At 57.5% G+C, this 23,026-nt stretch carries 14 protein-coding genes; 9 read left to right on the top strand and 5 right to left on the bottom strand.

The window, feature by feature from the left end; all coding sequences use genetic code 11:
• Window positions 1-291: 291 nt before the first annotated feature.
• Window positions 292-1,569, top strand: a complete 1,278-nt coding sequence (gene pepB / locus AYI87_RS11035) for an aminopeptidase PepB (RefSeq protein WP_144202079.1) — start codon at window positions 292-294, stop codon at window positions 1,567-1,569.
• Between the two features lie 43 nt (window positions 1,570-1,612).
• On the opposite strand, the gene thpR is transcribed toward pepB, so the two are convergent.
• Window positions 1,613-2,143: an RNA 2',3'-cyclic phosphodiesterase gene (gene thpR, locus AYI87_RS11030; protein WP_144202077.1), complete on the bottom strand. Its 531-nt coding sequence runs from the start codon at window positions 2,141-2,143 to the stop codon at window positions 1,613-1,615.
• Window positions 2,144-2,379: 236 nt separating this feature from the next.
• On the opposite strand from thpR, the gene AYI87_RS11025 reads away from it, so the two are divergent.
• The 3 genes from AYI87_RS11025 (at window position 2,380) to mrcB (ending at window position 9,598) form a co-directional block, all read left to right on the top strand.
• On the top strand, window positions 2,380-4,575 hold the full coding sequence (locus AYI87_RS11025) for a putative bifunctional diguanylate cyclase/phosphodiesterase (protein ID WP_144202075.1): 2,196 nt from the start codon (window positions 2,380-2,382) through the stop codon (window positions 4,573-4,575).
• A gap of 103 nt (window positions 4,576-4,678) precedes the next feature.
• Entirely contained in the window at window positions 4,679-7,201 is a 2,523-nt protein-coding gene (gene hrpB, locus AYI87_RS11020; protein WP_260865124.1) for an ATP-dependent helicase HrpB, read from the top strand.
• Between the two features lie 27 nt (window positions 7,202-7,228).
• Window positions 7,229-9,598 carry a penicillin-binding protein 1B gene (gene mrcB / locus AYI87_RS11015; RefSeq protein WP_144202073.1) on the top strand — a complete coding sequence of 790 codons (2,370 nt, stop codon included), beginning with the start codon at window positions 7,229-7,231 and terminating at the stop codon, window positions 9,596-9,598.
• Between the two features lie 135 nt (window positions 9,599-9,733).
• Here mrcB and AYI87_RS11010 read toward each other — a convergent pair whose 3' ends face one another.
• The 3 genes from AYI87_RS11010 to AYI87_RS11000 all read right to left on the bottom strand — a co-directional run bounded on the left by AYI87_RS11010 (window position 9,734) and on the right by AYI87_RS11000 (window position 12,539).
• A complete protein-coding gene (locus AYI87_RS11010) occupies window positions 9,734-10,534 on the bottom strand; it encodes a PepSY-associated TM helix domain-containing protein (RefSeq protein WP_144202070.1) in 801 nt (266 codons plus the stop codon).
• Window positions 10,535-10,701: 167 nt separating this feature from the next.
• A complete protein-coding gene (locus AYI87_RS11005) occupies window positions 10,702-11,217 on the bottom strand; it encodes an FMN-binding protein (protein ID WP_144202068.1) in 516 nt (171 codons plus the stop codon).
• 152 nt (window positions 11,218-11,369) lie between these two features.
• The gene (locus AYI87_RS11000) at window positions 11,370-12,539 is read right to left on the bottom strand and encodes a porin (protein WP_041406713.1); all 1,170 of its coding nucleotides are present in this window, start codon (window positions 12,537-12,539) and stop codon (window positions 11,370-11,372) included.
• Window positions 12,540-13,115: 576 nt separating this feature from the next.
• Here AYI87_RS11000 and AYI87_RS10995 point away from each other — a divergent pair.
• The 5 genes from AYI87_RS10995 to AYI87_RS10975 all read left to right on the top strand — a co-directional run bounded on the left by AYI87_RS10995 (window position 13,116) and on the right by AYI87_RS10975 (window position 21,567).
• A complete protein-coding gene (locus AYI87_RS10995) occupies window positions 13,116-13,829 on the top strand; it encodes a DUF3581 domain-containing protein (protein ID WP_144202066.1) in 714 nt (237 codons plus the stop codon).
• Between the two features lie 339 nt (window positions 13,830-14,168).
• Complete coding sequence (locus tag AYI87_RS10990; RefSeq protein WP_144202064.1) at window positions 14,169-17,840, top strand: ATP-binding protein; 3,672 nt, start codon at window positions 14,169-14,171, stop codon at window positions 17,838-17,840.
• Complete coding sequence (locus tag AYI87_RS10985; protein ID WP_144202062.1) at window positions 17,841-18,494, top strand: condensin complex protein MksE; 654 nt, start codon at window positions 17,841-17,843, stop codon at window positions 18,492-18,494.
• A 1-nt stretch (window position 18,495) separates the two neighbouring features.
• Window positions 18,496-19,716 carry a phosphoenolpyruvate carboxylase gene (locus AYI87_RS10980; protein ID WP_144202060.1) on the top strand — a complete coding sequence of 407 codons (1,221 nt, stop codon included), beginning with the start codon at window positions 18,496-18,498 and terminating at the stop codon, window positions 19,714-19,716.
• A gap of 588 nt (window positions 19,717-20,304) precedes the next feature.
• Window positions 20,305-21,567 carry a dicarboxylate/amino acid:cation symporter gene (locus AYI87_RS10975; RefSeq protein WP_144202058.1) on the top strand — a complete coding sequence of 421 codons (1,263 nt, stop codon included), beginning with the start codon at window positions 20,305-20,307 and terminating at the stop codon, window positions 21,565-21,567.
• Window positions 21,568-21,628: 61 nt separating this feature from the next.
• Here AYI87_RS10975 and AYI87_RS10970 read toward each other — a convergent pair whose 3' ends face one another.
• Complete coding sequence (locus tag AYI87_RS10970) at window positions 21,629-23,017, bottom strand: sigma-54-dependent transcriptional regulator (RefSeq protein ID WP_144202056.1); 1,389 nt, start codon at window positions 23,015-23,017, stop codon at window positions 21,629-21,631.
• Window positions 23,018-23,026 lie beyond the last annotated feature (9 nt).

The raw sequence follows: 23,026 nt of genomic DNA, 5'->3' as shown, positions 1-23,026 counted from the left end.
CTACACCAACGGGCGATAACGCTGTAGAAATGGCCTACAAACGCTGCCCAACGGGTTCATTTAAACGCGCGCTGCACTTTATGAAAGGCTTCCTGCCTTTCACCGCAGGCGGTCAGCTAGGCTGTTAGAAATCGTTCCAGACGATTTCTTTGTTGTTCGCCATTCACATAGAGTAACTATGCTTCATGGCTCTCGCCTCGCGCAAAACGCGTTTAGATTGAACAAAAATTAAACTTGAAAGATCAACAGGCCTTAAGGCCTCGCCACTCTCTGTACTAACAAGGAACAATTATGAGCGACGTGATGAAGATTTATCTGACCGAGGACGCCCCAGCGGCCCATTGGGGCAGCGCAGATGTGACCTTTACGGCGGGCCAGGCCAATATCCATCTGCAGGCGGGCGATCAGCTACGCCAGGTACAGCAAGCGGCGCGTAAGCTACGCGGTCAGGGGATCAACGAGGTGGCGCTCGAGGGCGCGCTCTGGGATCTTCACACTCAGTGGGCCTTCGCCCAGGGGTTCGCTACCGCCAAGCAGATCGGCAAGATCGCCTGGACTGGCGACGATGCCGTCAAGAAGGTGCTGGATGACAGACGCGACAGCGCGGCCTTCGCCAGACAATTGATCAACGAGACCCCTGAAAACCTCGCCCCAGTGACCCTGGCTAACCAGGCGGCCCAGTGGCTGACTAAAGTGGGCGGCGACAAGGTGAGCTACCGCATCATCGAAGGGGAAGCCCTGCTGGAGGAGAAGTGGATCGGCATTCATTCTGTCGGTCGTGGCAGCGAGCGTCCACCTGCGCTGCTGGAGCTGGACTATAACCCGCTGGGCGAAGACGCCCCTGTGTCGGCGGCCTTGGTGGGTAAAGGGATCACCTTCGATTCGGGCGGTTACAGCATCAAGGCATCCGAAGGCATGCTGGGAATGAAGTGCGACATGGGCGGCGCGGCGACCGTGACTGCGGCCCTGGGGCTGGCGATCAAGTCTGGCCTGAACAAGCGCATCAAGCTGTTCCTCTGCTGCGCCGAGAACCTGATCAGCGGCCGCGCCTATAAGCTGGGGGATATCCTCACCTATAAGAATGGTGTCTCGGTCGAGGTGGTCAATACCGATGCCGAGGGACGTTTGGTGCTGGCCGATGGTCTGCAGGCTGCCTGTGAAACCGGTGCACCTTTGGTGATCGACGCCGCGACCCTGACCGGCGCCGCCGTGATGGCTGTAGGCACCTCTTACAACGCCATCTTCTCGCCGAGCCGTGAGCTGATCAGCCGCACTCAGGAGAAGGCATCCTCCGTGGCCGAGCAGGTATGGCCGCTGCCACTTGAGCCTTGGCACAAAGAGATGTGCCCATCTGCCTATGCCGATACCGCCAACAGCCGTCCTGTTAAAGGCGGCGGCGCGGGTGGCGCCTCAAATGCCGCCGGTTTCCTCTGGCGTTTCGTGTCTGACGACACCCAGTGGCTGCATATGGATCTCGCCTCGGCCTTCGCCGATACGGCTAACGGCCTGTGGGCCGCAGGGGCAACTGCCCACGGTGTGTTGACCATCGCCGAGCTGCTGCAAGACTAGGCTGTAGTGAATGAGAAAAACGCGCCATTTGGCGCGTTTTTTTTTATGCTTTTGGGGCCGTGAGTGGCCAGGAGGCCAATACCTTATATTGCACCCCCTGCTCGCTACTCTGAGAGTGATACAGATGCAGGGCATGGCCGCTGAGGGTGAGGCTGGGCGCCTTGAGAGCGGGCAGCATCTTGGCCTTACGCATCAGGGTGATGTGGGGCGTGAAGCTGTGCTCGCTGGTGTGTAACCCGAGCTGCTGGGCCAGGCGTTGGCATTGGTTGAACAGGCTGATAAGCCCGGGATCCCGCGCCGCGCCCTTGAGGCAGATAATTTTTGGCTTAACCCAATGGTCTAGGGTGTTGAGCGTCACCTCAAATACCGGCAGACGGCGTTGATGGGCGAGCCGGGCGAGGGACTCGCTCAGCGCCTCCTGCTGCGCCTCGCTGCATTGGCCGAGAAAGGCCAGCGTCATGTGCAGATTATCTCTGGGGACTAGGCGTCCCTCACCGTCTAAGCTCGCCTGTAACTGGGTCAGTTGCTCCAGCTGCGCCGCATCGGGTGCGATGGCGAGAAAGAGTCGTTTCATTGAGTATCCCCTGGTTGCCGAAAAAGGTTAAAGTGTGTTACAAAAATGCAACGAGTTGAGCTTTCTACAGGCTTGATTTTAAAGCGACTTATTTCGCTAATGTCGTTAAAAAAGTGAAATATAACCTATAGTCACTCTCAGCTAGCTTTTACAACTTAATCCATAGGGTAATCCTATGATTTCTGACTATAATCAGTGTTTGTATCAGATTAGCCAATCTAAGGACTAGATAGTATATGTCATCCGATACGCAACAGGGATCCCAATCGCTTGAGCAGACGCTTGCTTTTTTATGCGAACACGATCTGGAAGAGGAGCTGCAACTTATCCTGCAGCAACTTGCCGCCAGCAATCAGTGTGATGGCCTGTTTTTGTTACGTGTCGGCAAGGGACGTCTGCCGGTGCAGATCGAAGCCATGTACCAGTCCGATGCCTCTATCTTCAGCAAACGCGACGCCGAGATGCTGCTCAGCCGGGTGGCCAACAACCGTCATCTACACTCCTATACCTCGCTGCGCGAACCTGCCATCGTCGAAGATGTCGCTTCCGTGATCGACGATGAAGACAGCCGCCTGCGTCTGAATCAGGCCAAGATCCGCAGCGTGCTGCTGCTGCCCGTGGGAGGAGGGAGGCACTATATCTTCGGCGCCTATCGCTACGACTGCAACGGCATATGGCCCGAGGCGATTCGCCATAATCTGCTGCTGGCCGGCAGCTTGCTTGGCCTGGCGCAGGAGGCGGCGCGTCAGCGCTTAAATGCTAAGAGTAACGAGCTGGTCTGTATCGAGCATCTCTATCGACTGCCCATCCCCTGCGTGCATATCGGCGTCGATGACAGGGTGATACGTTTCAACCAGAGCGCCGCCGAAAGTCTGCATGTGGAGACGCTACAGAAGGTGGAGACTCTGGTACCCAAGCGGGAGCAGAAACGCCTGCTGGATACCATGGCGCTGGTGCGTGATCAGGTCCTGGAGCAATCCAGCTGTGAGGTACCGCTGAAATACGCCCCCGATGATGCCCTGGCCAAGGTGACTTTCCTCTGCCTGTCCGGCGAAGACGGCCCCATCCTCATGTTGGTGGAGCCAGTGGGCGAGCCGGTTCAGGAGAGTGAAGCGCACACCGTTTCGCTTAATTTCGATCCACTCACGGGACTGCCCAATCGCGCTTATTTCGAGGCCCTGTATGATCTGGCCAATCCCTGCCAGTGCGAGCGTTCTACCTTCGTGGGGTTCATCAATCTGGACAGATTCCAGGTGGTCAATAATGTCAGTGGCCACAGGGCCGGCGATCAGCTCTTGTGCCAGCTCGCCGCCCGCCTGAGTCAGCTGGTGCGCAAGGAAGATGTGATCGCCCGTCTCAGCGGTGACGAGTTTGGCATACTGATGCCCAATATCGATGCGCAGATCGCCGAGCAGGTGGCCGAACGTATCTGCCAGGCCATGGCCAACCATGAATTTAGCTGGGAGGGGCGAAGCCACAGCGTGAGCGTCTCCATGGGACTGGCTCGCTGCGAGAACGAGGTTGACTCTGTCTCGGATCTCTTGCGCCGCGCCAGCGCCGCCTGTCGTCTCGCCAAGGAGAAGGGCGGGAATGCCTGGTATTTCTATAGCGATCAGGATCCTGTGGTGGAGAAGCTCAATACCGAGATGAGCGCCTCGGTGGATATCGTCGGCGCCCTGGCCAACGACAGGTTCGAGCTCTTCTACCAGCCAATAGAGCCGCTAAGCGTCAGTGACGATGGCTTGCATCTGGAGATCTTGCTTCGCATGCGCTCCACCGAGGGCGAGCTGATTCCACCTGGAATCTTCCTGCCGGCCGCAGAGCGATTTAACCTAGCCGCCAAGTTGGATCGCTGGGTGATCGATAAGCTATTGCGCTGGGGCAGTGAAAACCTGGCGCTGTGGCAATCTCTTTCTATGGTGTCTGTGAACCTGTCGGCTCTCTCCATAGGTGACAGCGAATTTATCAACTGGCTGGAGATGCGCCTGCTGGGTGAGCCTGAGCTGGTGAGTAAGCTTTGCTTCGAGATCACCGAGACGGCGGCGGTGAGTCAGCTGGATCATGCCACAGGGCTGATCAACACTGTGAAGCCCCTGGGCTGTAAGCTGGCGCTGGATGATTTCGGCTCTGGCTTCTCAAGCTTTGCCTACCTTAAGTTGCTGGACGTCGATTATGTGAAGATCGACGGCCAGTTTATTCAACACCTGTGCGAGGATCGCGCCGATCAGGCGATCGTTGCCGCCATCTGCCAGCTGGGCCGCGAACTGGCGTTCGAGATAGTGGCCGAGTTTGTCGAGTCGGTCGAGGTGGCAAAACATCTGCAGAAATTGGGCGTCGAATTTGGTCAGGGTTACGGCATCGCGCGTCCCGAGCCGCTCACTTCACTGACCTCGGGTGAAGGCCTGCACTGGTTTCGGGTGCTGGAAGGTTAAGAGATGTTAACCTGGGACGAGCCCCAAGCAGGGACTCGTCTGTTTAGCTTTGCCCTCATCTTTAGTAAACTGTCGGCAGTTTTTGTCGATTGAACACCACCCTTTGAACCAAGTAGCTAATCAAGAAATTCACCAAGTCCCGATCCAGACACTCCTTCCCGAGATCCAGCGGACGCTGGCGGACAATGCCCAACTGATCTTGCAGGCACCAACCGGTGCGGGCAAGTCGACCGCGCTGCCTCTGGCCATGCTCGACTGGCCTGAGATTGAGGGTAAGATCTTGATGCTGGAGCCCAGACGCATCGCGGCGCGCAGCGTGGCGCACTTTATTGCGGCCAGGCGCGGCGAGCCCGTGGGCCAGTCGGTGGGTTTTAGGGTGCGCGGCGAGTCGAGCGTGAGCGCCAAGACCCGACTCGAGGTGGTGACCGAAGGCGTGCTGACTAGGATGATCCAGCAGGATCCTGAATTATCTGGCTACAGCTTAATCATCTTCGATGAGATCCATGAGCGCCACCTCACCACAGATCTCGGTCTGGCATTGGCGCTGGAGGTGCAGGCCTCGTTTCGTGAGGATCTTAAGATCCTCGCCATGTCGGCGACCCTGGACGGCCTGCCGTTACAGGCCCTGATGCCCGAGGCGGCAAGCCTGGTGAGCGAGGGCCGCAGCTTCCCCGTGAGCCTGAGTTACCGTCCCAGCCCCGCCCATCAGGATTGGCTGCTGCACATGGCCAAGATGATCGTCGAGGCGGTGACCGAGCATCAAGAGGGTTCATTGCTGGCCTTCCTGCCCGGCCAGAGAGAAATTCGAAGGTTACAGACGCTATTAACCGAGCGCCTCGACTCTAAACAGTTTTTGATTACCCCCCTCTATGGCGCCCTGCCGCCGGCGCAGCAAGACAGCGCGATTGCGCCACCACCGCCAGGGATGCGTAAGCTGGTGCTCTCCACCAACGTGGCCGAGTCGAGCCTGACCATCCAAGATATTCGTCTGGTGGTGGATGCCGGCTATAAGCGTCAGGCCAGCTTCAACCCTAGGACGGCGGTGAGCCGCTTGTCGCTCAAACGGATCAGCCAGTCGTCGGCGGCCCAGCGTAGTGGCCGCGCCGGTCGTCTGAGTGAGGGACACTGTATTCGCCTCTGGCCGCAGCAGGAGCATGAGCGCTTGCTCAAGGCCGATGAACCTGAGATCTTCCATGGCGACTTAACCAACGCAGTTCTGGATGCCGCATTTTGGGGCGTGAATGCCCTCGATGCGCTGCCGCTGATCTCGCCCCCGTCCGAGGCTAACGAGACGGTAGCCTGGGAGCTGCTGCAAGCCTTGGCGCTGGTGGATGGCGACAGGCGTATCACGGCCCATGGCCGCGCCGCCTATCGGCTTGGTTGTCATCCGCGTCTGGCCCACATGCTACTGGCCGCCAAAGAGATGGATGGCATTGATGATCCTTATTATCTGCCCCTTGCCGCCGTGCTGGCCGCGCTGCTGGAATCACGTGCCCTGGCAAGACGCGGCGCCGATATCAGCCGTTATCTGAGCGATGCCAGAGGCGGCGAAGTCGCCAAGCTGGCGCAGCAATATCTGGCCAGGATGAATGCCGGTCGAGGCAATCAGATAGCCAAGGTCATCGGCGAGAGTCGCGACCAGGATATCGCAACCCTGCTGGCACTGGCCTTTCCCGATCGCATCGCCAAGGCCCGTGGCGCCAAGGGGTATCAGCTTGCCTGCGGCGCAGGTGTTGCTCTCAATGATGACGATGCCTTGCAGGGCGAGCCCTGGCTGGTGGTCGCCGATTTTCAGGAGAGCGAAGGTCAGAGCAGCGGTCGTATTCTGCTGGCGGCCAAGCTGGATGCCGCGCTGTTCGAGGGCCCCCTGGCCAGTAAGGTGAAGTCGGTTGTTGAGACCGGCTGGGATGAGGAGAAGGCGCGCTTTTACGGGTTAACTCAGCGGCGCATCGGCGCTATCATATTGGGTGAGCGCCCCCTGGCGACCCTGGATGAAGAGACGATCAAGCAGGCCATCTATCAACTGATCCGCATCAAGGGGCTCTCCCTGCTGGGATTTGATGATAAGGTGGAACAGCTTCGCCTGCGCGTCGCCCTGGCAAGTAAGCTCGCTCTCGCAGGCGATTGGCCGGATCTGAGTGATCAGGCCTTGCTCGCGACGCTGCCTGAGTGGCTCGGCCCCTATCTTGACGGGGTGCGCCGCCTGACCCAGCTCAAGGGACTGGATTTCTATACCTTGCTCCACAACCAGATGGAGTGGGGACAACAACAGATGTTAAATGAGGCGCTGCCGAGCCATTGGCCCATGAAGACGGGCACTCGGGCGGCGATACGATATGAGATGTCGGGGCGGGCGCTACTGAGTGTACGTTTGCAGGAGGCGCTGGGCATGGCGGAGAGTCCCAGGTTGGCCCAGGGGCAACTTGTGGTGACCATGGAGCTGCTGTCGCCGGCGATGCGACCGCTGGCGCTGACCGCCGATCTGGCCAACTTCTGGGCCGGGCCCTATGTCGAGGTGAAGAAAGAGATGAAGGGACGCTATCCTAAGCATCTGTGGCCGGAGGATCCCGCCAACACCTTGCCGACCAAATTAACCAAGAAAAAGATGTCAGCTAAGGGGCTCTAGCCCCTTTGCTGTTTGACTGGAAACACGATGACGAATAAAGAGACGCCAACACCACGCAGACCGCGCAAGTCGACTAATAGCAAGGCGGGTAATAGCCAAACGCCTAAGCGTAAGTCGGCAAGCAAGAGTGCCGCGACAGCGAGGCCGGGTTGGGGCCGCAGGATCTGGTCTTTGAGCTGGAAGCTCGGCCTGATCCTGTTTGCTGCCATGACCATCTACAGTATCTATCTGGATCAGATCATCGCCCGCAAGTTTGAGGGGCAGAAGTGGCACCTGCCGGCGCAGGTCTTTAGCCGCTCCATGGCCCTCTATCCCGGTGCGGCCGTGAGCCACGATCAGCTGATCGCCGAGCTTAAGCTGCTGGGTTATCGCAAGGTGGCCAATCCCCGTCAGGTGGGCGAGTTTTCCGCCTCCAGGACCAAGGTGGATCTCTGGCGCCGTCCCTTCCTCCATCCTCAAGGATCCCAGGAAGCCCAGCGGGTGATGATCAGCTTCGACAGCCAAGGGGTTGCCTCGGTGGCCCGCAGCAGTGACCATCGCGAGCTGGCGGTGTTCCACCTGGAGCCCGTGCTGCTGGATCGCATGATCACCGGCGATGGTGAAGACAGGCTGTTCGTGGCCACAGACAAGATACCCAAGGCGATCGTCGATGCGCTGATCCTGGTGGAAGACAGGAGCTTCTATGAACATCACGGCGTGAATCCCTTTGCCATCATACGCGCCGCCATGGTCAACATCAGCGCCGGGCGCACGGTGCAAGGCGGCTCGACCCTGACTCAGCAGCTGGCGAAAAACTTCTTCCTCTCTAGCGAGCGCTCTATCATACGTAAGCTCAGGGAAGCCCTGATGGCGATCATTATCGATTTTCGCTACGATAAGGATGAGATCCTCGAGGCCTACCTCAACGAGGTCTACATGGGTCAGGACAAGTCCCGCGCCGTGCACGGTATGGGGCTGGCGTCTCAGTTCTATTTCGGCCGACCGATCGCCGAGCTGACCCTGCCGCAGCAGGCCTTCCTGGTGGCGGCGATCAAGGGGCCTTCCTACTACAACCCCTGGCGTTTCCCCGAGCGGGCTCAGGAGCGTCGGGATCTGGTGCTACGTCTCTTGATGGAGTCGGGCCAGCTGCCGGTGGCACAATACAAGGCGGCGGTCGAATCCCCCCTTGGGGTGCGTAAGGCGAGCAAGCCTGTGCATCAGAAGCTACCAGCCTTCTTCGCCGTGGTGCGCGGTGAGCTGTCGCGTCGATTCGGTGACAGCCTGCTTCAGCAGTCGGGCATCAAGGTCTACACCACCTTAGATCCCCTGGCCCAGGAGGCGGCGGAGCAGGCGGTGCGCTCGACCATGAAAAGCCTGGAGCAGCGTGACAAGGCGCTGCAGGTGGGCATGGTGGTGACCGACAAGTACTCGGCGGGTATCGCCGCCATGGTGGGCGACAAGGTGCCAAGCTATCAGGGCTTTAACCGCGCGGTGGAGATCCGCCGTCCTATCGGTTCGCTTATCAAGCCCTTTGTCTACGCTACGGCACTGACCCACGGCGACAAGTACACCCTGGCGACGCCGCTGAAGGATGAGCCGATCACCCTGACCAACTCCCAGGGCAAGACCTGGTCGCCGCAGAATGTCAACAAGCAGTTCTCCGGCGAGGTGCCGTTGATGACCGCCTTCAAGAAGTCGATGAACGTGCCGACGGTGAACCTCGGCATGGCGATAGGCACAGACGCGGTGGCGACCACACTGGCCAAGTCGGGCTGGGACGAGACCATCCCAGAGTATCCATCCATGTTGCTGGGGGCCGTTAACGGCTCACCGCTGATGGTGGCGCAGGTGTACCAGACCCTGGCTGACAATGGACGCTACCGCCAGCTGAGTGCTGTGACCCATGTGCTGGACGCCGACAATCAGCCGCTGTCTGCCAGTCAGCGCGGCGCGGATCAGGCGATCTCTGTGGCCAGCGATTTCCTGGTGCAACACGCCATGACTCAGGTGGTGCAGTCGGGCACGGCAACTAAGCTGGGCCAGGCCTTCCCGGGCGTGACCCTGGCGGGTAAGACGGGTACCAGTAACGATTCCCGCGACTCCTGGTTTGCCGGGTTTGATGAGCGTAACGTGGCCGCCGTCTGGGTGGGGCTGGACGATAACGGCAAGACCAGCCTCTATGGCAGCAGTGGTGCCATGGCCGTCTACCAGGCCTTCCTCAAGCAGCGCGCTCCCATTAGCCTGAGACGCACGCCGGTCAATGGCGTGGTGTCTGGCTATTTCGATGCCAAGACGGGTGTCGCCAAACAGGGCAACTGCGGCAATGTGGTGGCGGTGCCAGCACTGGCTGAGAGCTATCGCCCGGCCAAGAACTGCGGCGAGCCGCTCTCCTGGTGGCAGAAGCTGATGGGCGGTTAAGGCCGCCTAGCCATAGCGCCTCAATAAAAAAGCTCACCTTAGGTGAGCTTTTTTGTTTGCAAAATAGACGGCTTTTTAAAGGGCTGATATTAGTCGCCGCCTTATTCTATCTACTGCCTTATACCTTGTACTGCTTTATGCCTTGCGCTTGCGGGGCTTGGCCTGCTGCCAAAGATAGAGGCCGGAGATCGCCATGAAGATGAGGCATAGCGCCACCAGATCCATCATCAGCGAGCCGGGCAGGCCGACGATACGGCCGCTGTGTAGGTCCAGCAGTACTCGCTCCCAACTGAGGTGCATAGCGCGGGCCTTGAGTGACAACTCTTTACTAATCGTTTCAGTGCTGGCGTCCGCAAGCGGGGTCTGCCAGTCAAGCGCCACCAGAGGCTTTGCTTCTTGCCATTCGATGAGATCGCTATCGCCGAGATAACTGCCCGACGCCGTATTCAGCCAGAGCTGCCCAGCGTCACCCGTGGGTAACAGCGCCAGGGCGCGCAGGTCTTGGGGCAGGCCGGTGGCACGGCTCTGCTGCTCCAGCAGGGCGCCTTGTTGATCCAGCAGGTAGAGGTGCTGGGCGTCGATAGCCACATAGTGCTCACCATAGGCGAGGGCGCCAAGCAGCGGTCCTTGAGCCTCCAGGACCGGCTTGTCTCTGAGCCAGAGCAGGTTGTCACTTGCGGCCAGTAGCGGCTCGCTGGCATAGATGGCGACTTGGCCTGGGGCCTTGATGCCATAGTGATCCAGCAGCCAACCCTGATGCACGTGGGCGGTATCTAGCTTGAAGTCGTTGCTGTGGTTGATCAAGACGCCGCTGACGGCAACCATGACCACCAGGAGTGCGCTGGCGATCCCTAGGCGTCTGTGCCAGGGACGGAAGATCTTGGCGAGTTTCTGCCACAGGGGTTTACGATGGGGATGGCGGGGCTTATTTGTCATCTATGGCGTTCTTTATTCTGACTAATATTTGGCACGCGGCCGCAAGCAGACTCATGGATGCCCGGCGCTGACAGCCTGTTGGATACGAAAAGAGCAGGGCTCGCCTGCTCGCTGGCCATCATATAACAGCCATAGGGATAACACCAACTAAGCAGCTCGATGGGAGCTTAGTGATTGACCTTGTCGTCCAGGTAGAGGGCGATGCGTGACAGCTTGGTGAGGGCGCGTACCGACAGGGTGGCGCCTGTGATGCCGTCTATCTTGCGATCCAGCTGGTGATCTTCGGTGAGCCTGGCCTGCTTAAACTGGTCGGTGAAGAATTCGTGACGCACCTCGTCGCCGCGGCTCTCACGATAGACCAGCACCTTGGTCTGCACTATGGCCTTGTCTTTGACATGTATGCCGACTGTGATGGGGGATTCTTTGCCTATCTCCTCCAGGATCCATACCGTCTCGCCTTCGTGCAGCCAGTAGCGCAGACGCATCTTGTTGAATTTGTGGGCAAGGATCTCCTCGATCGCTTGCTTATCGCTATCCTCTAGCCAGTAGACTTTGGCCTTGGGCATAGAGGCGGCAAAGGCCTGGCTGATAAAGTCTTCATTGCTTTGATAGACGCTGGCGGCCTGCACGCAGAAGGCGGTGAAGAGTGAGGCAAGTAGGAGCTTAACAGAGAGCGCTTTCATCGATTGACCCGGTAGCAAGAGTGGATGAGGCCTGTGGGATAATCCGTTGTTTTCACTAATTCCTTTTACTATGGCTAAGGCACCTCGAGAAGTACCTTAGCCATAGGCAGTGCTCAAAGGGAGCGTTGAGCACTGCGATATGGGCTAATGGCTTAGAACTGGTAGCCAACGCCTAGGTTGAAACCGTCGGCATCTTTCGCGCCGCCAACTTTTTCGTAGTCGGCTTTGAAGACAACGTTCTCATGCAACCAGTAGTTCACACCAACGTTAGTCTGGGTGATCTCTGAGTCTACACCGTTACCAGCTTCGTTGTCGTAGGCATTGTAACGTGCGAACACACCGAAGCTTTCGTTGAAGCGGTATGAAGGCTCGATGTAGTAACCTTTCTGCTTGTCACGGCCAAGTGCTTCGGCTTCTTTACCGTCGATATCCCACTGAGCGTATAGTGCCTTGATGGTGAAGTTTTCGATGGTGTAGATAGCGTGTGCTGTCATCAGGGTCGCAGAAGCGGTGTCAACATCGCCACGGCCTTGAGTCAGGTCAGATTGGTACTGCACAGTTGCAGCCAGCTCTAGACCTGGAACGGCGGTGTATTTAACGCGTGCAGTGTAAGCCAGATCTTCGGCTTTCGCTTCAGAAACCTTCTGACGACCGCCACGGATCTTGTAGTCGTCGCCAACGTTCAGGCCAGAGGTGACCGCTGCGTCGAAGGCCAGGCCTGGGGCTGCCTTGATGTTCAGGTTGGCACCCGCTTCCCACCAAGTGGCAGGCAGGATGTTTTTCTCAACTGGGTTACGCTCAACGCCGTAGAATGCTGGTGGCTCGTGAGTTTCGTTGATGATACCCACTGGCATCAGGAACAGACCCGCCTTAGCCGTCAGCATGTCGTTGAAATCGTGTTCGATGTAAGCCTGCTCTAGCTCGACTTCACCGTTTTGGCCTTCGCCAGAGATAGAGTGCTCAACTTCCAGCTCAGAGAAGAAACGTGTCTTTTCGGTGAACTCGTGACCGAAGAACAGCACGAAACGGTGGAAGTCGAACTCTTTCTTGTCTTTACCTGATTTGTTGTCAGTGATGTTGTTGTAGTGAAGTTCACCGTAACCACCGATAGTTGTCGCGCTCTTGGCTGAGCTGCTTTCTTCAACGGCGTCGGCTGTCTTCTCTACACGCTGCTCGGTTTGCTCTAGACGCTTCTCAAGATCTTTCAGCACTTTCTGTTGCTGTTCGATCACTTTACGCAGTTCTTGAGTCTCATCAGAGGCGATAGCGGCTTGGCTAGCGAATGCGCTGACCAGTGCTGCGGCAATTAGCGTTTTCTTCATCATTTCTCTTCCCAGTTGTTGTATCAGGGTTATTAAGTTGCTGGCGATTCTATCAATTAGGTATCGTAATGCAAACTATTATCATTAAGTTTTTTGATTGAGATCAACAAATGTAAAGTTAAGGTAAAGGAGCTTGTACCCAGGTAGCGCAGGGTTGGTTTGATTTAAAATCATTTTATAACAATGGTTTGATGTTGTTTTTTCTGATTTTTAGCCCTTGACGTTGACTGACATTGTTAATTTTAAAAATTTATCTTTTTTGCAGCTTTAGAGGCGTTTTGGGGAAAATCAGCCGTCTTGCTTCTGGTTTGAGGCTCAGCTTGAGGCACAGTTTGAGTCATGGTTTGGGCACAGTTTGAGCGATCGACTGGATGGGCTTAAGTCATAGACGAGTCAAGGGGATAGGAGAGTTGCGACAGGGAAATAGCGGATATTTCGGCCTAGATGGGTGGCAAAACAGGAGCTCCTCAAGTCATCGGAGAAGTGTTTCGCGGGTTTTGCTATAGACTGTGCCTCCTTAAATTTATAACGAATGTTTTATCTAACCTTTATCATAACCCTGATTGACGAGCCGATATGTTTCTAAGTCCTTATTTTAATAAAGCACAGCAACTGGTCTCTGTGTCAGCCCAACAGGCGAGTGAATTTGCCAAGGGCGTCGCACAGGACTTTAACCCCATCCACGATGTCGATGCCAAGAAGTTCTGCGTTCCCGGAGATCTGCTGTTCGCCCTGGTGCTGGGACAATATGGGCTGAGCCAGAAGATGACTTTTCGTTTCGAGGGCATGGTCGGTAGCGGCGTCAACCTGGTGTTTCCCGATGCAGTAGGCGACAGCTTTGCCATATTGGATGACAAGGATAAGCAGTATCTGAGCGTGAGCCGCAGCGGCGAGTCGACCCTGTGTGAGGTGCAGACAGAATCATTCGTGCGTAGCTATGTGGCCTTCTCCGGGCTTAACTTTACCCATGTGCTGGTGCCGCTGATGAAGCAGCACGGCGTGATGATCAACCCGGCCCGCCCCCTGGTGATCTACGAGAGCATGTCATTCGATCTTAACACCTTAGATTTTGACAGCATCGCCCTCAACCTGGTGGAGCAGACCCTGGTGGTCGATGGCAAGCGCGGCGACGTGACCCTGAAATTTGAGCTGCACTGCGGCGATAAGCTAGTGGGTACCGGCGAGAAAACGCTGGTGCTTAGCGGCCTGCGTCCATTGGAAGCCCAGAGCATGGATGAGATGGTGGCCCGCTACGAAGGGCGCCGCATGAGTTATCAGCAAGCCGATTAACCTGTGTTATTTGCAGAGTTGAAAATCTAAGTTGGGGTCGACGCTGGTCGGCCCTTTCTATTTCTTGTTCTCAGCACTTAGCCATTGGCATTCGCCACGAGCCTAGGCCCATACTGAACATCACTCCTTCTCTTTATGCTGGCCGCCTTCTTCATTCCTGCCGTGAAAACCGCCTGAAATCGGGCGTTACGCACGCTTTTTAAACGACTATCCCACCCAAGTCCCGGGCCAGATTGCCAAGCCGATAGCTTTGTTTTACTTTAGTGGGATTGTTTTGCTATTCCCCTTTGCTGCTCGCCCCACTGGGCGGCCGACAAGCTCGTTTGGATAAGGAAAGAGATGCCAAGCTTAAATCGTATCGTGCTGATCAATACGCACCTCCCCGGCGTTGTGGAACTCGCCCTCGATGGACACACCAACATTTGTGGTACCAACGCCTCGGGCAAGACCACCTTGCAGCGTCTGGTGCCCGTGTTTTACGGCGAATACCCCAGCCGCGTCGTGCCCTCGACCCGTGACAGCTTCGAGCGTTGGTATCTGCCCCACGATTCCAGCTACATCATCTACGAGTATCGCCGCGACGATGGCCTGCTGACCCAGGCTGTGCTGGCTTCTGCCGGTGATGGCAAGGGGGTCAACTATCGCTTCATCGGCAAGGGCTTCGAGCTGGAAGATTATGTGAAGTCGCAGCAGGGGGAGTCGATTCTCTGCCATAACATGGCCGAGCTGGGCCGAGAGATGAAACGCGCCGGTGTGGCGGTGACCAACCTGCTGAACACCCGCGAATATCGCGCCATCATCCAAAACGATCGCACCCTGCTCAGTACCGGCAGCAACCGCAGCGAGCTGAGGGCCTACGCCCGCCAGTTCTCCCTGTGTCAGCACGAACACACGCTGCGCCACATAGAGAAGCTGGCCAAGGCGGTACATTCCAAAGAGGGTAAGATGGAGACCATCAAGTCGATGATCGCTGCCATCTTGGAGGAGGATGGGGTTAACCCGCCGAGCTCACGCCTCAACCCGCAGCGGGTCGAGTCTTGGATCCGCGAGAGCCAGCTGATCCAGGGCTTCGAGCAGATCCGCCCCGAATTTGACAAGCTGGAGCAGGAGTTTAATCAGCTGCTGAGCGCGGAGCAGCGCCTGGCTGGCCTGAAGCGCGGCTACGGTAAGGATGAGGCCCAGGAGATAGATCGTCAGGAGCTAAATCAGCAGCGCTCGAAAGATCTCGGCAACAAGCTGCGTCAGCTCGACGACGAGTGGAAGGAGCTGCGCGACGAACTTAACCTGGATCTCTCCGCCGCCAAGGGCGATGTCGCCAAGATAGAGCACGAGCTGGATATCATCGAAGATCAGCACGCAGGTTTTCTCGATGCCGACATTGAGCAGGCCAAACTGGATCTTGAGCAGCTGCCCAGCTGGCGCGCCAGCCTGGAGAACCTGACTGAGCGTCATAAGCTGCAAACCGAGAAGCACCAGGATATCGAGGCGGCCTACAACGCCCGTCGCAGCAAGATAGGCGAGAACCTCAACCGCGAGCTGGAACAGCTAGATAAGGAACAAGATAAACATCGCGAAGCCAGAGACAAGCAGCAGGAGGCGGGCCGCGAGGAGCTGGCCGCCCTGGAGCAAAGCTGGCGTGAGCAGATGGAGGCGGGCCGCGCCAAGCACAACGAGCAGGAATATCAGCTGAAGCTGACGGCGGCCGAGCTGCAGATGCAGGTCAACGGCGTCACCTACAGCGAAGAAGAGAAGCTGACCCTGGCGGTATTTGATGAGCGCATCTCCCGCGCCGACGAGGAGCAGGAGGCGTGCAACGCCATGGTGGATCGCCTGGCCGGTGAGGAGCGCAAGCTCAGGGCCAAGCGGGACCAGGCCAACGAGAGCCTGAGACAGGCAGGGCTAAGGGTTATCGAGCGTCAGGGCGCACTGGATGAGCTGCATCAGGTGCTCTTTCCTCAGTCTCATACCCTGCTTGAGTACCTGCGCAAGGAGGTCGACGGCTGGGAGGAGAGCATAGGCAAGCTGATCAACCCAGAGCTTTTACATCGCAGCGACCTGCACCCCGCCAAGTCGGCCGGCGGCGACAGCTTCTGCGGCGTCGAGCTGGATCTCAAGGCGCTGACCACCCCAGAATATGCCGCCTCGGAGCAGGAGCTCAGGGGCCGTTACAGTGAGGCCGAGGAGGCGCTGGCCAGTGCCAAGCAGCTGCAGGCCGAGGCGGAAGAGGCCCTGGTAGCCATCAACGCCGAGCTGGATAAGCTTAACCGCGAACTGACCTTTGCCAAGACAGCCTACAAGAATAGCCGCGACGATCTGCGCCGCCTGTTCGACGAGAAACGCGCCGAGCAGGAGAAGATCAATCAGGCGCTGAGTGCCCGCAAGGCCGATTCGCAGAAGCGGCTCGCCCGTCTCGACAGCGAGATGAAACAGCTCAAGGCCCAGCACCAGGAGTGGCTCGAAGAGCAAAACGAGCAGGCGCTCGAGGCGCGCATGGAGAAGAAGGCCTACTGGCAGGAAGTGGTCGGTGCCTTGGATGCCCAGCTCTCCCAGGTGAAGCAAAATATCAACGATCGCCGTCAGGCAGCCAAGACGGAGCAGAAGGCCTGCGAGCAGTGGTATAAGGATGAGCTGAAATCCCGCGGCGTCGACGAAGCCAAGATCGTCAAGCTCAAGCAGGAGATCCGCGAGCTGGAGAGCAACATCAGCAAGGCGGAGCAGCGTCGCAGCGAGGTGCTGCGCTTCGACGACTGGTATCAGCATACCTGGCTCGCGCGCAAGCCTAAGCTGCAGACCGAGCTGAGTCAGGTCAAGATGGCGGTAACCGAGCTGAGTCAACAGCTCACCACCAAGGCCAACGAGATTAAACATCAGCGCCAGCAATATGATAGCGAGCGCAAGCAGTCCGACGCCATCCAGGTGGAGGCCTCGGAGAACTTGACCAAGCTGCGCGCCGTGATGCGTAAGCTGGCCGAACTTAAGCTGCCATCGAGCCAGGATGAGATGCAGGGTGGCCTCACCGAGCGTCTGCGTCAGGGCGAAGAATTGTTACTGCGTCGGGATCAGCTGATGGGCTCGGTGAAGCAGTATATCGAGCACTTCGACTCGGTGATCGCCAGCAAGTCGGGCTCAAGTTTATCTGAGACCTGGGAGCGCGCCCGCGAGGAGTCGAGCTTCGTCAACGACAAGGGCATTCGCCTGCTGGATTATCGCAAGCTGGTACCGCAACTGGAGCAGCTGCTCAACGTCATGGTGCCTCAGGCGATCATGGGCCTGCGAGAGCAGGGGCGTAACTTCGGTATCGATCTGACGGCGTTTTACGATGTGCTGGCGGATATTGACCGCCGCATCGCCTCCCAGAGTGCCCGCATCACCCGCGAGGTGGGCGAAGAGCTGTTCCTCGACGGGGTGAGCGAGTCGGCGGTGCGCATCCGTTCGCGCATCAGCGAGCTGGAGTTCTGGCCCGAGCTGGAGGAGTTCGTTAAGGCGTTTAAACAGTGGAAGGCCGAGGGCTTCGCCGACTTGCCGGATGAGCATTACACCAGCAGCATGCGCCGCGCCTTGGATATTATCGGCCGCGCCGCCCTGACCGGCGGCATCGCCAAGCTATTGGAGATTGAGCTGCGTCTGAAAGAGGGCAACAGTGACCTGGTGATCCGCACCGACCGTCAGCTCAACGAATCTTCGAGCCATGGTATGGCTTACCTGATCTTGTGTAAGTTCCTGCTGGCCTTCACCCGTCTGCTGCGTGGCCGCGCCGATGTCACCATCCACTGGCCGATCGACGAGCTGGGCACGCTGCATCACGGCAACGTGAAGAAGATCTTCGATGCCTGTGAAAATAATAATATCTCGGTGTTGGGCGCCTTCCCGAACCCTGAGTCTGAGGTGCTTAACCTGTTTGCCAACAGATACATCATCAACAAGCAAACCAAGAAATTACAAGTGGTTAAGCCACAAGTTAACCCCATTGCCGATAAGCTGAGCCAGCGTTTTGCCAAGGAGGCTGTGTAAATGAGCAGTAGCACACAAACCGTACTCGTGGGCCAGGGCGCCCTGATCGAAGCCTTGCTGCGTGGCGAGTTTATCTGCCGTACCAGTAACGAAGACGCCTGGCGTGCGCTCAAGTCGCAGACCACTCGCGACAACGTCGAGCAATACCTGAATCAGATCAATCGTACCCTGGCCTCGGCTGGGGAGGGCGAGGTGTTCTTCTGCGGTTATCTGCAACTGGGGGACGATGAGCGTAAGGTGATCTCCAGTCAGTTTCGCGACATCTGCCATGCGCTGATCCCTCTGGTGGAGTGGCTGGTGCTGGTACAAGAGGCCAGCGGCCAGGATGCGCCCCTGTCCGAAGGGGCGGCGGTGCGCCTCAACGAGCTACAGATCCGTATCGAAGATACTCCGGCATTTCGCGAACAGTTGGCCAAGATCAGCCACTATCGCCTGTTTGGCTCCAGCTCTACCCAGGTGGATGCGCAGATCAAGCTAGTGTTTAAGCGTCTGGTGGAGCTGGGATACCTGCTGCGTCCCAACCAGGAGAAGCAGATCTATATCGCCACCGGCAAGCTGGATTACCTCTACGAGGTGATCCGCTTCATCGATGAAACCGAAGGACTCAGCCTGGAGGCCCAGGCGGAAACCGCAACCCAGAGGGACTTGATCTGATATGAGTAGCAACTTACATCAGGCGGGGGTCACGCTACTTAAGCAGCTGGGGCGCCATGCGGATCTCATCATGGATGTCTACCTCTCCGGCTCTGTGACCGAAGAGGGCGAGCGCGCCGGTGCCATCGACAAGCTGCGTAAGGCGGATATCCTGTGGCAGCCCGAGGGCGAACAGGGGCTGAGACTGAAACGCTCGGTGCGAGCCCTGCTGGAAGAGGTGCTGAGCGACGAGCGCAATCGTCAGATCGATGCCAATGTGGGCTCATCCTTGGCCACCATCAAGACCCTTGCCGACCACTACAAGGAGGCCCGTCAGGCCGCCGATTACAGCGCCAGTGAGGCCTATCTTGCGGATCTCAGCGAACAGGTCTACAGCTTCACCGAGGGGCTGAAATACTCGATTCGTGTGCTCTGGAGCCGTATCAACAACGAGTTCGGCTATGTGGGCACCATCAACGCCAAGATACGTGAAAACGAGCTGGCTCAGAGTCAGGTGACCGAGCTGCTCAACGGACTGGAGATGTTCCAGTTTAGCGAGCTGGGTGAGATCGCCGGCGATATCCGCGAGCTGCGTAAGCTGCTGGTGACTCGCTTGCAGGAGACCCTGAGCGACTGTACCCAGGAGCTTAGCGTGGTGCAGGGACGTCTGTTGGAGCTGCTTGGACGATTCCGTCAGATCCAGGGACGTACCCGTCTGCTCAAGGGCTGGCTACTCTACACGGATATGCATCCAGATTATGAGGTGGCGGATCATGTGAGTCACAAGCAGCTGCCGACCCTGTTTAACCGCGCCGAGGCGATTTTGGCACCGGCGGCGGTGGACGTGACCAACACGGCGCAGGAAGTCGAGTTGCTGGCCATGGTGTCACAGATCAAGAGCATTAGCCGCGCCGGTCGCGATCTTGTGATGCGCGATCATGATGTGCCCTTCGCCCTGGTGGAGGCGGAAGACTTCGATATTCCCGACAATCCGCTCAAGCTGGCGGTGGATGAGTATTTCTGCGCCGTGATCGACTCAGGGCTGAGGCAATCGGCGCTGGATTACCATCAGGCTAAGGCACTTAGCTGGGATACCGAGAGCTGGCTGTATCAGGTGATCTGCGGCTATGAGGGATTGCCCGAGGAGCATAGACGCTATTTCGAGCTTGAGCCCATAGGCGAGCGCCATCCTGTGTATAGCGGCAACTTCATCATACGCGATGTGGAGTTGTGGTTGGCCTAAGCTCAAGCTTAAGCATTATCCGTGATCAGGTGTTAACTAATATAGTGACTGCTTATCCGGTTGCTATCTGATGCTAAAAATCACTTAAAACCGTTAAATCAGTAACTTATCAAAATGCTGGTTTAGCGGTTTTTGTTTATCTGCCTTCTTGGCTATCTGCTGTGTTTTCGCCTTTGACTAGTGGATCTCACTAGTCTCTGCCTGTGGGTAATGACTATCACTGCAAATTCACCTTTGCATGGTTTTTAATCTCGCTGAATTTGCTCTTGTTGGCGTGTTTCACTGGCTTGTGTGCCGTCTTTGTGATCGAACTGTTGGCTTTTTGTGCTAACAAGTAAAACTTGCCGATTAGCCCAAACTTACCTGTCTAATATTTTAATCATAAAAATCATCATCTTGTTATGGGTGATGCTTTCAACTAGCCGTTCTGCGTTTGTTAACTTGCCCAGATTGTGATTGAAATTATCACTAGCATGATCCACTATCACTGACCAGTAACGGGAGAGCCACGGCTCTCATCACTATCTCCACGTCAGATGGAGAAGAAAAAAAGCGCACGATAGATGCGCAACAAAACAAGGCAAGCATATGACTAAATCACTTTCTACGCGCATCTTTATCGGCCTCTTTTCTGGCCTGATTCTGGGTAGCATCATTCAATATTTCTTGGCCGATGTCGGGTTCTTCTCCAGCACCCTGGTCGAGGTCGCTTCCGGCCTGGGTACCATGTTCGTCAACATGATCATGATGATGGTGGTGCCCCTGGTCTTCGTCAGCATCGTCTGCGGCGTGCTGGAGCTCGACGATCTCAAGAGCTTTGGTCGCCTCGGCGGCAAGACCTTCGGTTTCTACATCATCAACACCCTGGTGGCCATCTTCGCCGCCCTGACCGTAGCCCTACTGCTTAAGCCGGGACTCGGGGTCGACATGACGGGGGGCACGGGCGCCGAGATCACAGCAACCGAGCTGCCTAACCTGATGCAGCTTATCGTCAATATAGTGCCGAGTAACCCGGTAGCCGCCTTCACCTCGGGCAATATGCTGCAGGTGATCTTCATGGCGCTGCTGGTCGGTGGTGTCATCAAGGCGATGAATGGCGCCGTGCCGCTACTGCAACAGGGCTTTATGGAAGGCAACAAGCTGATGATGAAACTTATCAGTGTGGTGATGCAGCTGGCGCCCATAGGTGTGTTTGCGCTGATGTTTAAGCTGGGCGCGACCCTGGAGGCGAGCCTCTTCCTCAGCGTGGTCGAATACCTGGTGGTGATCCTCAGCCTGCTTCTGCTGTGGATCTTCGTGGTCTACCCTTGGGCGGTGAGCCTGTTTACCCCAGTGTCTGCTAAGACCTTCCGCGCCAAGACACAGGAGCAGATCCTATTCTCCCTGTCGACCGCCAGCTCGAATGCCACCATCCCTGTTACCATGCGTACCCTCACAGAGAAGCTGGGCGTGAAGCGCGCCGTGGCCGGTTTCGGCGTGCCGTTGGGGGCGACTATGAACATGGGCGGCGTCTCTATTTATATCACCATCGCCATCTTCTTCGTGGCCAACTCCTTCGGCGCTCCGATTGCCATGGATCAGCTACCTGCGCTGCTGTTTAGCATCTTCCTGCTGTCTGTTGGCGCAGGTGGCGTGCCAGGTGGCGGCATGGTGATGATTGGCGTGCTGATCCACCAGATGGGTCTGCCAGTCGAGGCCTTCGTGATTGTCGCGGCACTTGACCGACTGATCGACATGGTACTGACCTCTTGTAACGTCGTGGGTGACGCCGCGGTGCTCACCATAGTGGACGCCACAGAGAATGCCCATGACGAGGCGCAAGAAGAAGCGCGTCAGCAGCAGACGGCCTAAGACCTTTAAATGAAAAAAGCCTCTCATGATGAGAGGCTTTTTTTATGCCCATTTGGCGGGGCTAGTTTTCCTGCCCCTTGGTCAGGCGCCGGCTGAGGGCGCTCTGGCTGATCCCCAGCATCTGCGCCGCGGCGGTCTGGTTGTTGGCGGTGCGGCTCATGGCCTCGTCGATCAAGGCCTGATTCATCTGTGCCAGGGTGGGCAGCGACTTAGGGAAGATGATGTGATCCCCGGGGGCGGCATCAAGCGACTTATGTTCCTTTATCGCCTCCATGAAGGGGGAGATGTTGAGGGTAACGCCGTCGCTGCGACTGACGGCATCAAACACCATCCCCTTAAGCTCGTTGAGGTTACCGGGAAAGTCGTAATCCAGCAGCTTAGGCGCCAGATCCCTGGGTTGCTGCGGCGCGCTCAGGGACATCTCCTCGGCGGCCTCGGCGATGAAGTGGTTGATCAGCATGGCGATGTCCAGCGGACGCTCGGCCAGGCGCGGCAGTCTTATCTTATGGGCGCGCAGGCGGTAGAGGAGATCGCTGCGAAACTCGCCAGCCTTGTTGAGGGCCAGCAGATCGTCCTGGGTGGAGACCACAAACTTACACTTGATGGGGAAGCGGCTGTCGCTGCCCTGGGGCGAGTAGCTTCGGCTCTCGATAAGTTCCAGCAAGGTGATCTGGGCGCTCAGGGGCAGGGCGCCTATCTCGCTCAGGTAGAGCACGCCACTGCCTGCCTGGTGTAACAGGCCGGTGACTGCATCGACCTCACCGTTTGGCTTATGGCTCAGACGGCCACACAGCTTAAGCTCGAAGGTGTCGCTGTTGATGCCCGCCAGGTTGAGGCTGACAAAGGGCTGCTCTGGGCTGAACAGCTGATGGCAGGAGCGGGCAAACTCGCTCTTGCCGGTACCGCTCTCGCCGTGGAGCAACAGGGGCTCTGGGCTGAAGGCGACGGCCTCGAGATAGCGAAACTGATCCAGCAGCGCCGGCTCACAGGTGAGTATGTTATTGAAGGCCTTGGGGTTGTCTAAGGTGCGGCTGAGAAAGCGCTCCTTGATATGCAGGTAGTTGCGCTCCAGCCCCACCACCTCCAGCGCGCGGCGCACCGTATGGGCCAGGTCGCTGACATTGTCTGTCTTGATGAAGTAGTCGTAGGCGCCATGCTTGATGCAGCGCACCGCGGTATCCACCTCGTTGACCCCCGTGACTATGATCACCCGGGTGTTGGGGTGTTCGGCGCGGATCATCCCCAGCAGTTCTTCACCTGAGTGAAAGGGCATGGTGAGGTCCAGCAGCACCAAGGCATAGTCGCCTACCTGCAGGCGATTGAGTACCTGGCGACTGTCGACGCAGGTGTCTATCTCTGCCTCGGGCACCAGACGGTTGAGGGTCACCGCCAGGGTGCGCAGCCAGGAGGCCTCGTCGTCGACCAATAGGATATTGCGTGCAAGTTTCATCTGTTGTTG

This window comes from Shewanella sp. KCT, from assembly GCF_007636505.1.
In the GTDB taxonomy this organism is placed as follows: Bacteria; Pseudomonadota; Gammaproteobacteria; order Enterobacterales; family Shewanellaceae; genus Shewanella; species Shewanella halotolerans.
This window is presented reverse-complemented; position numbering and strand designations above follow the sequence as displayed.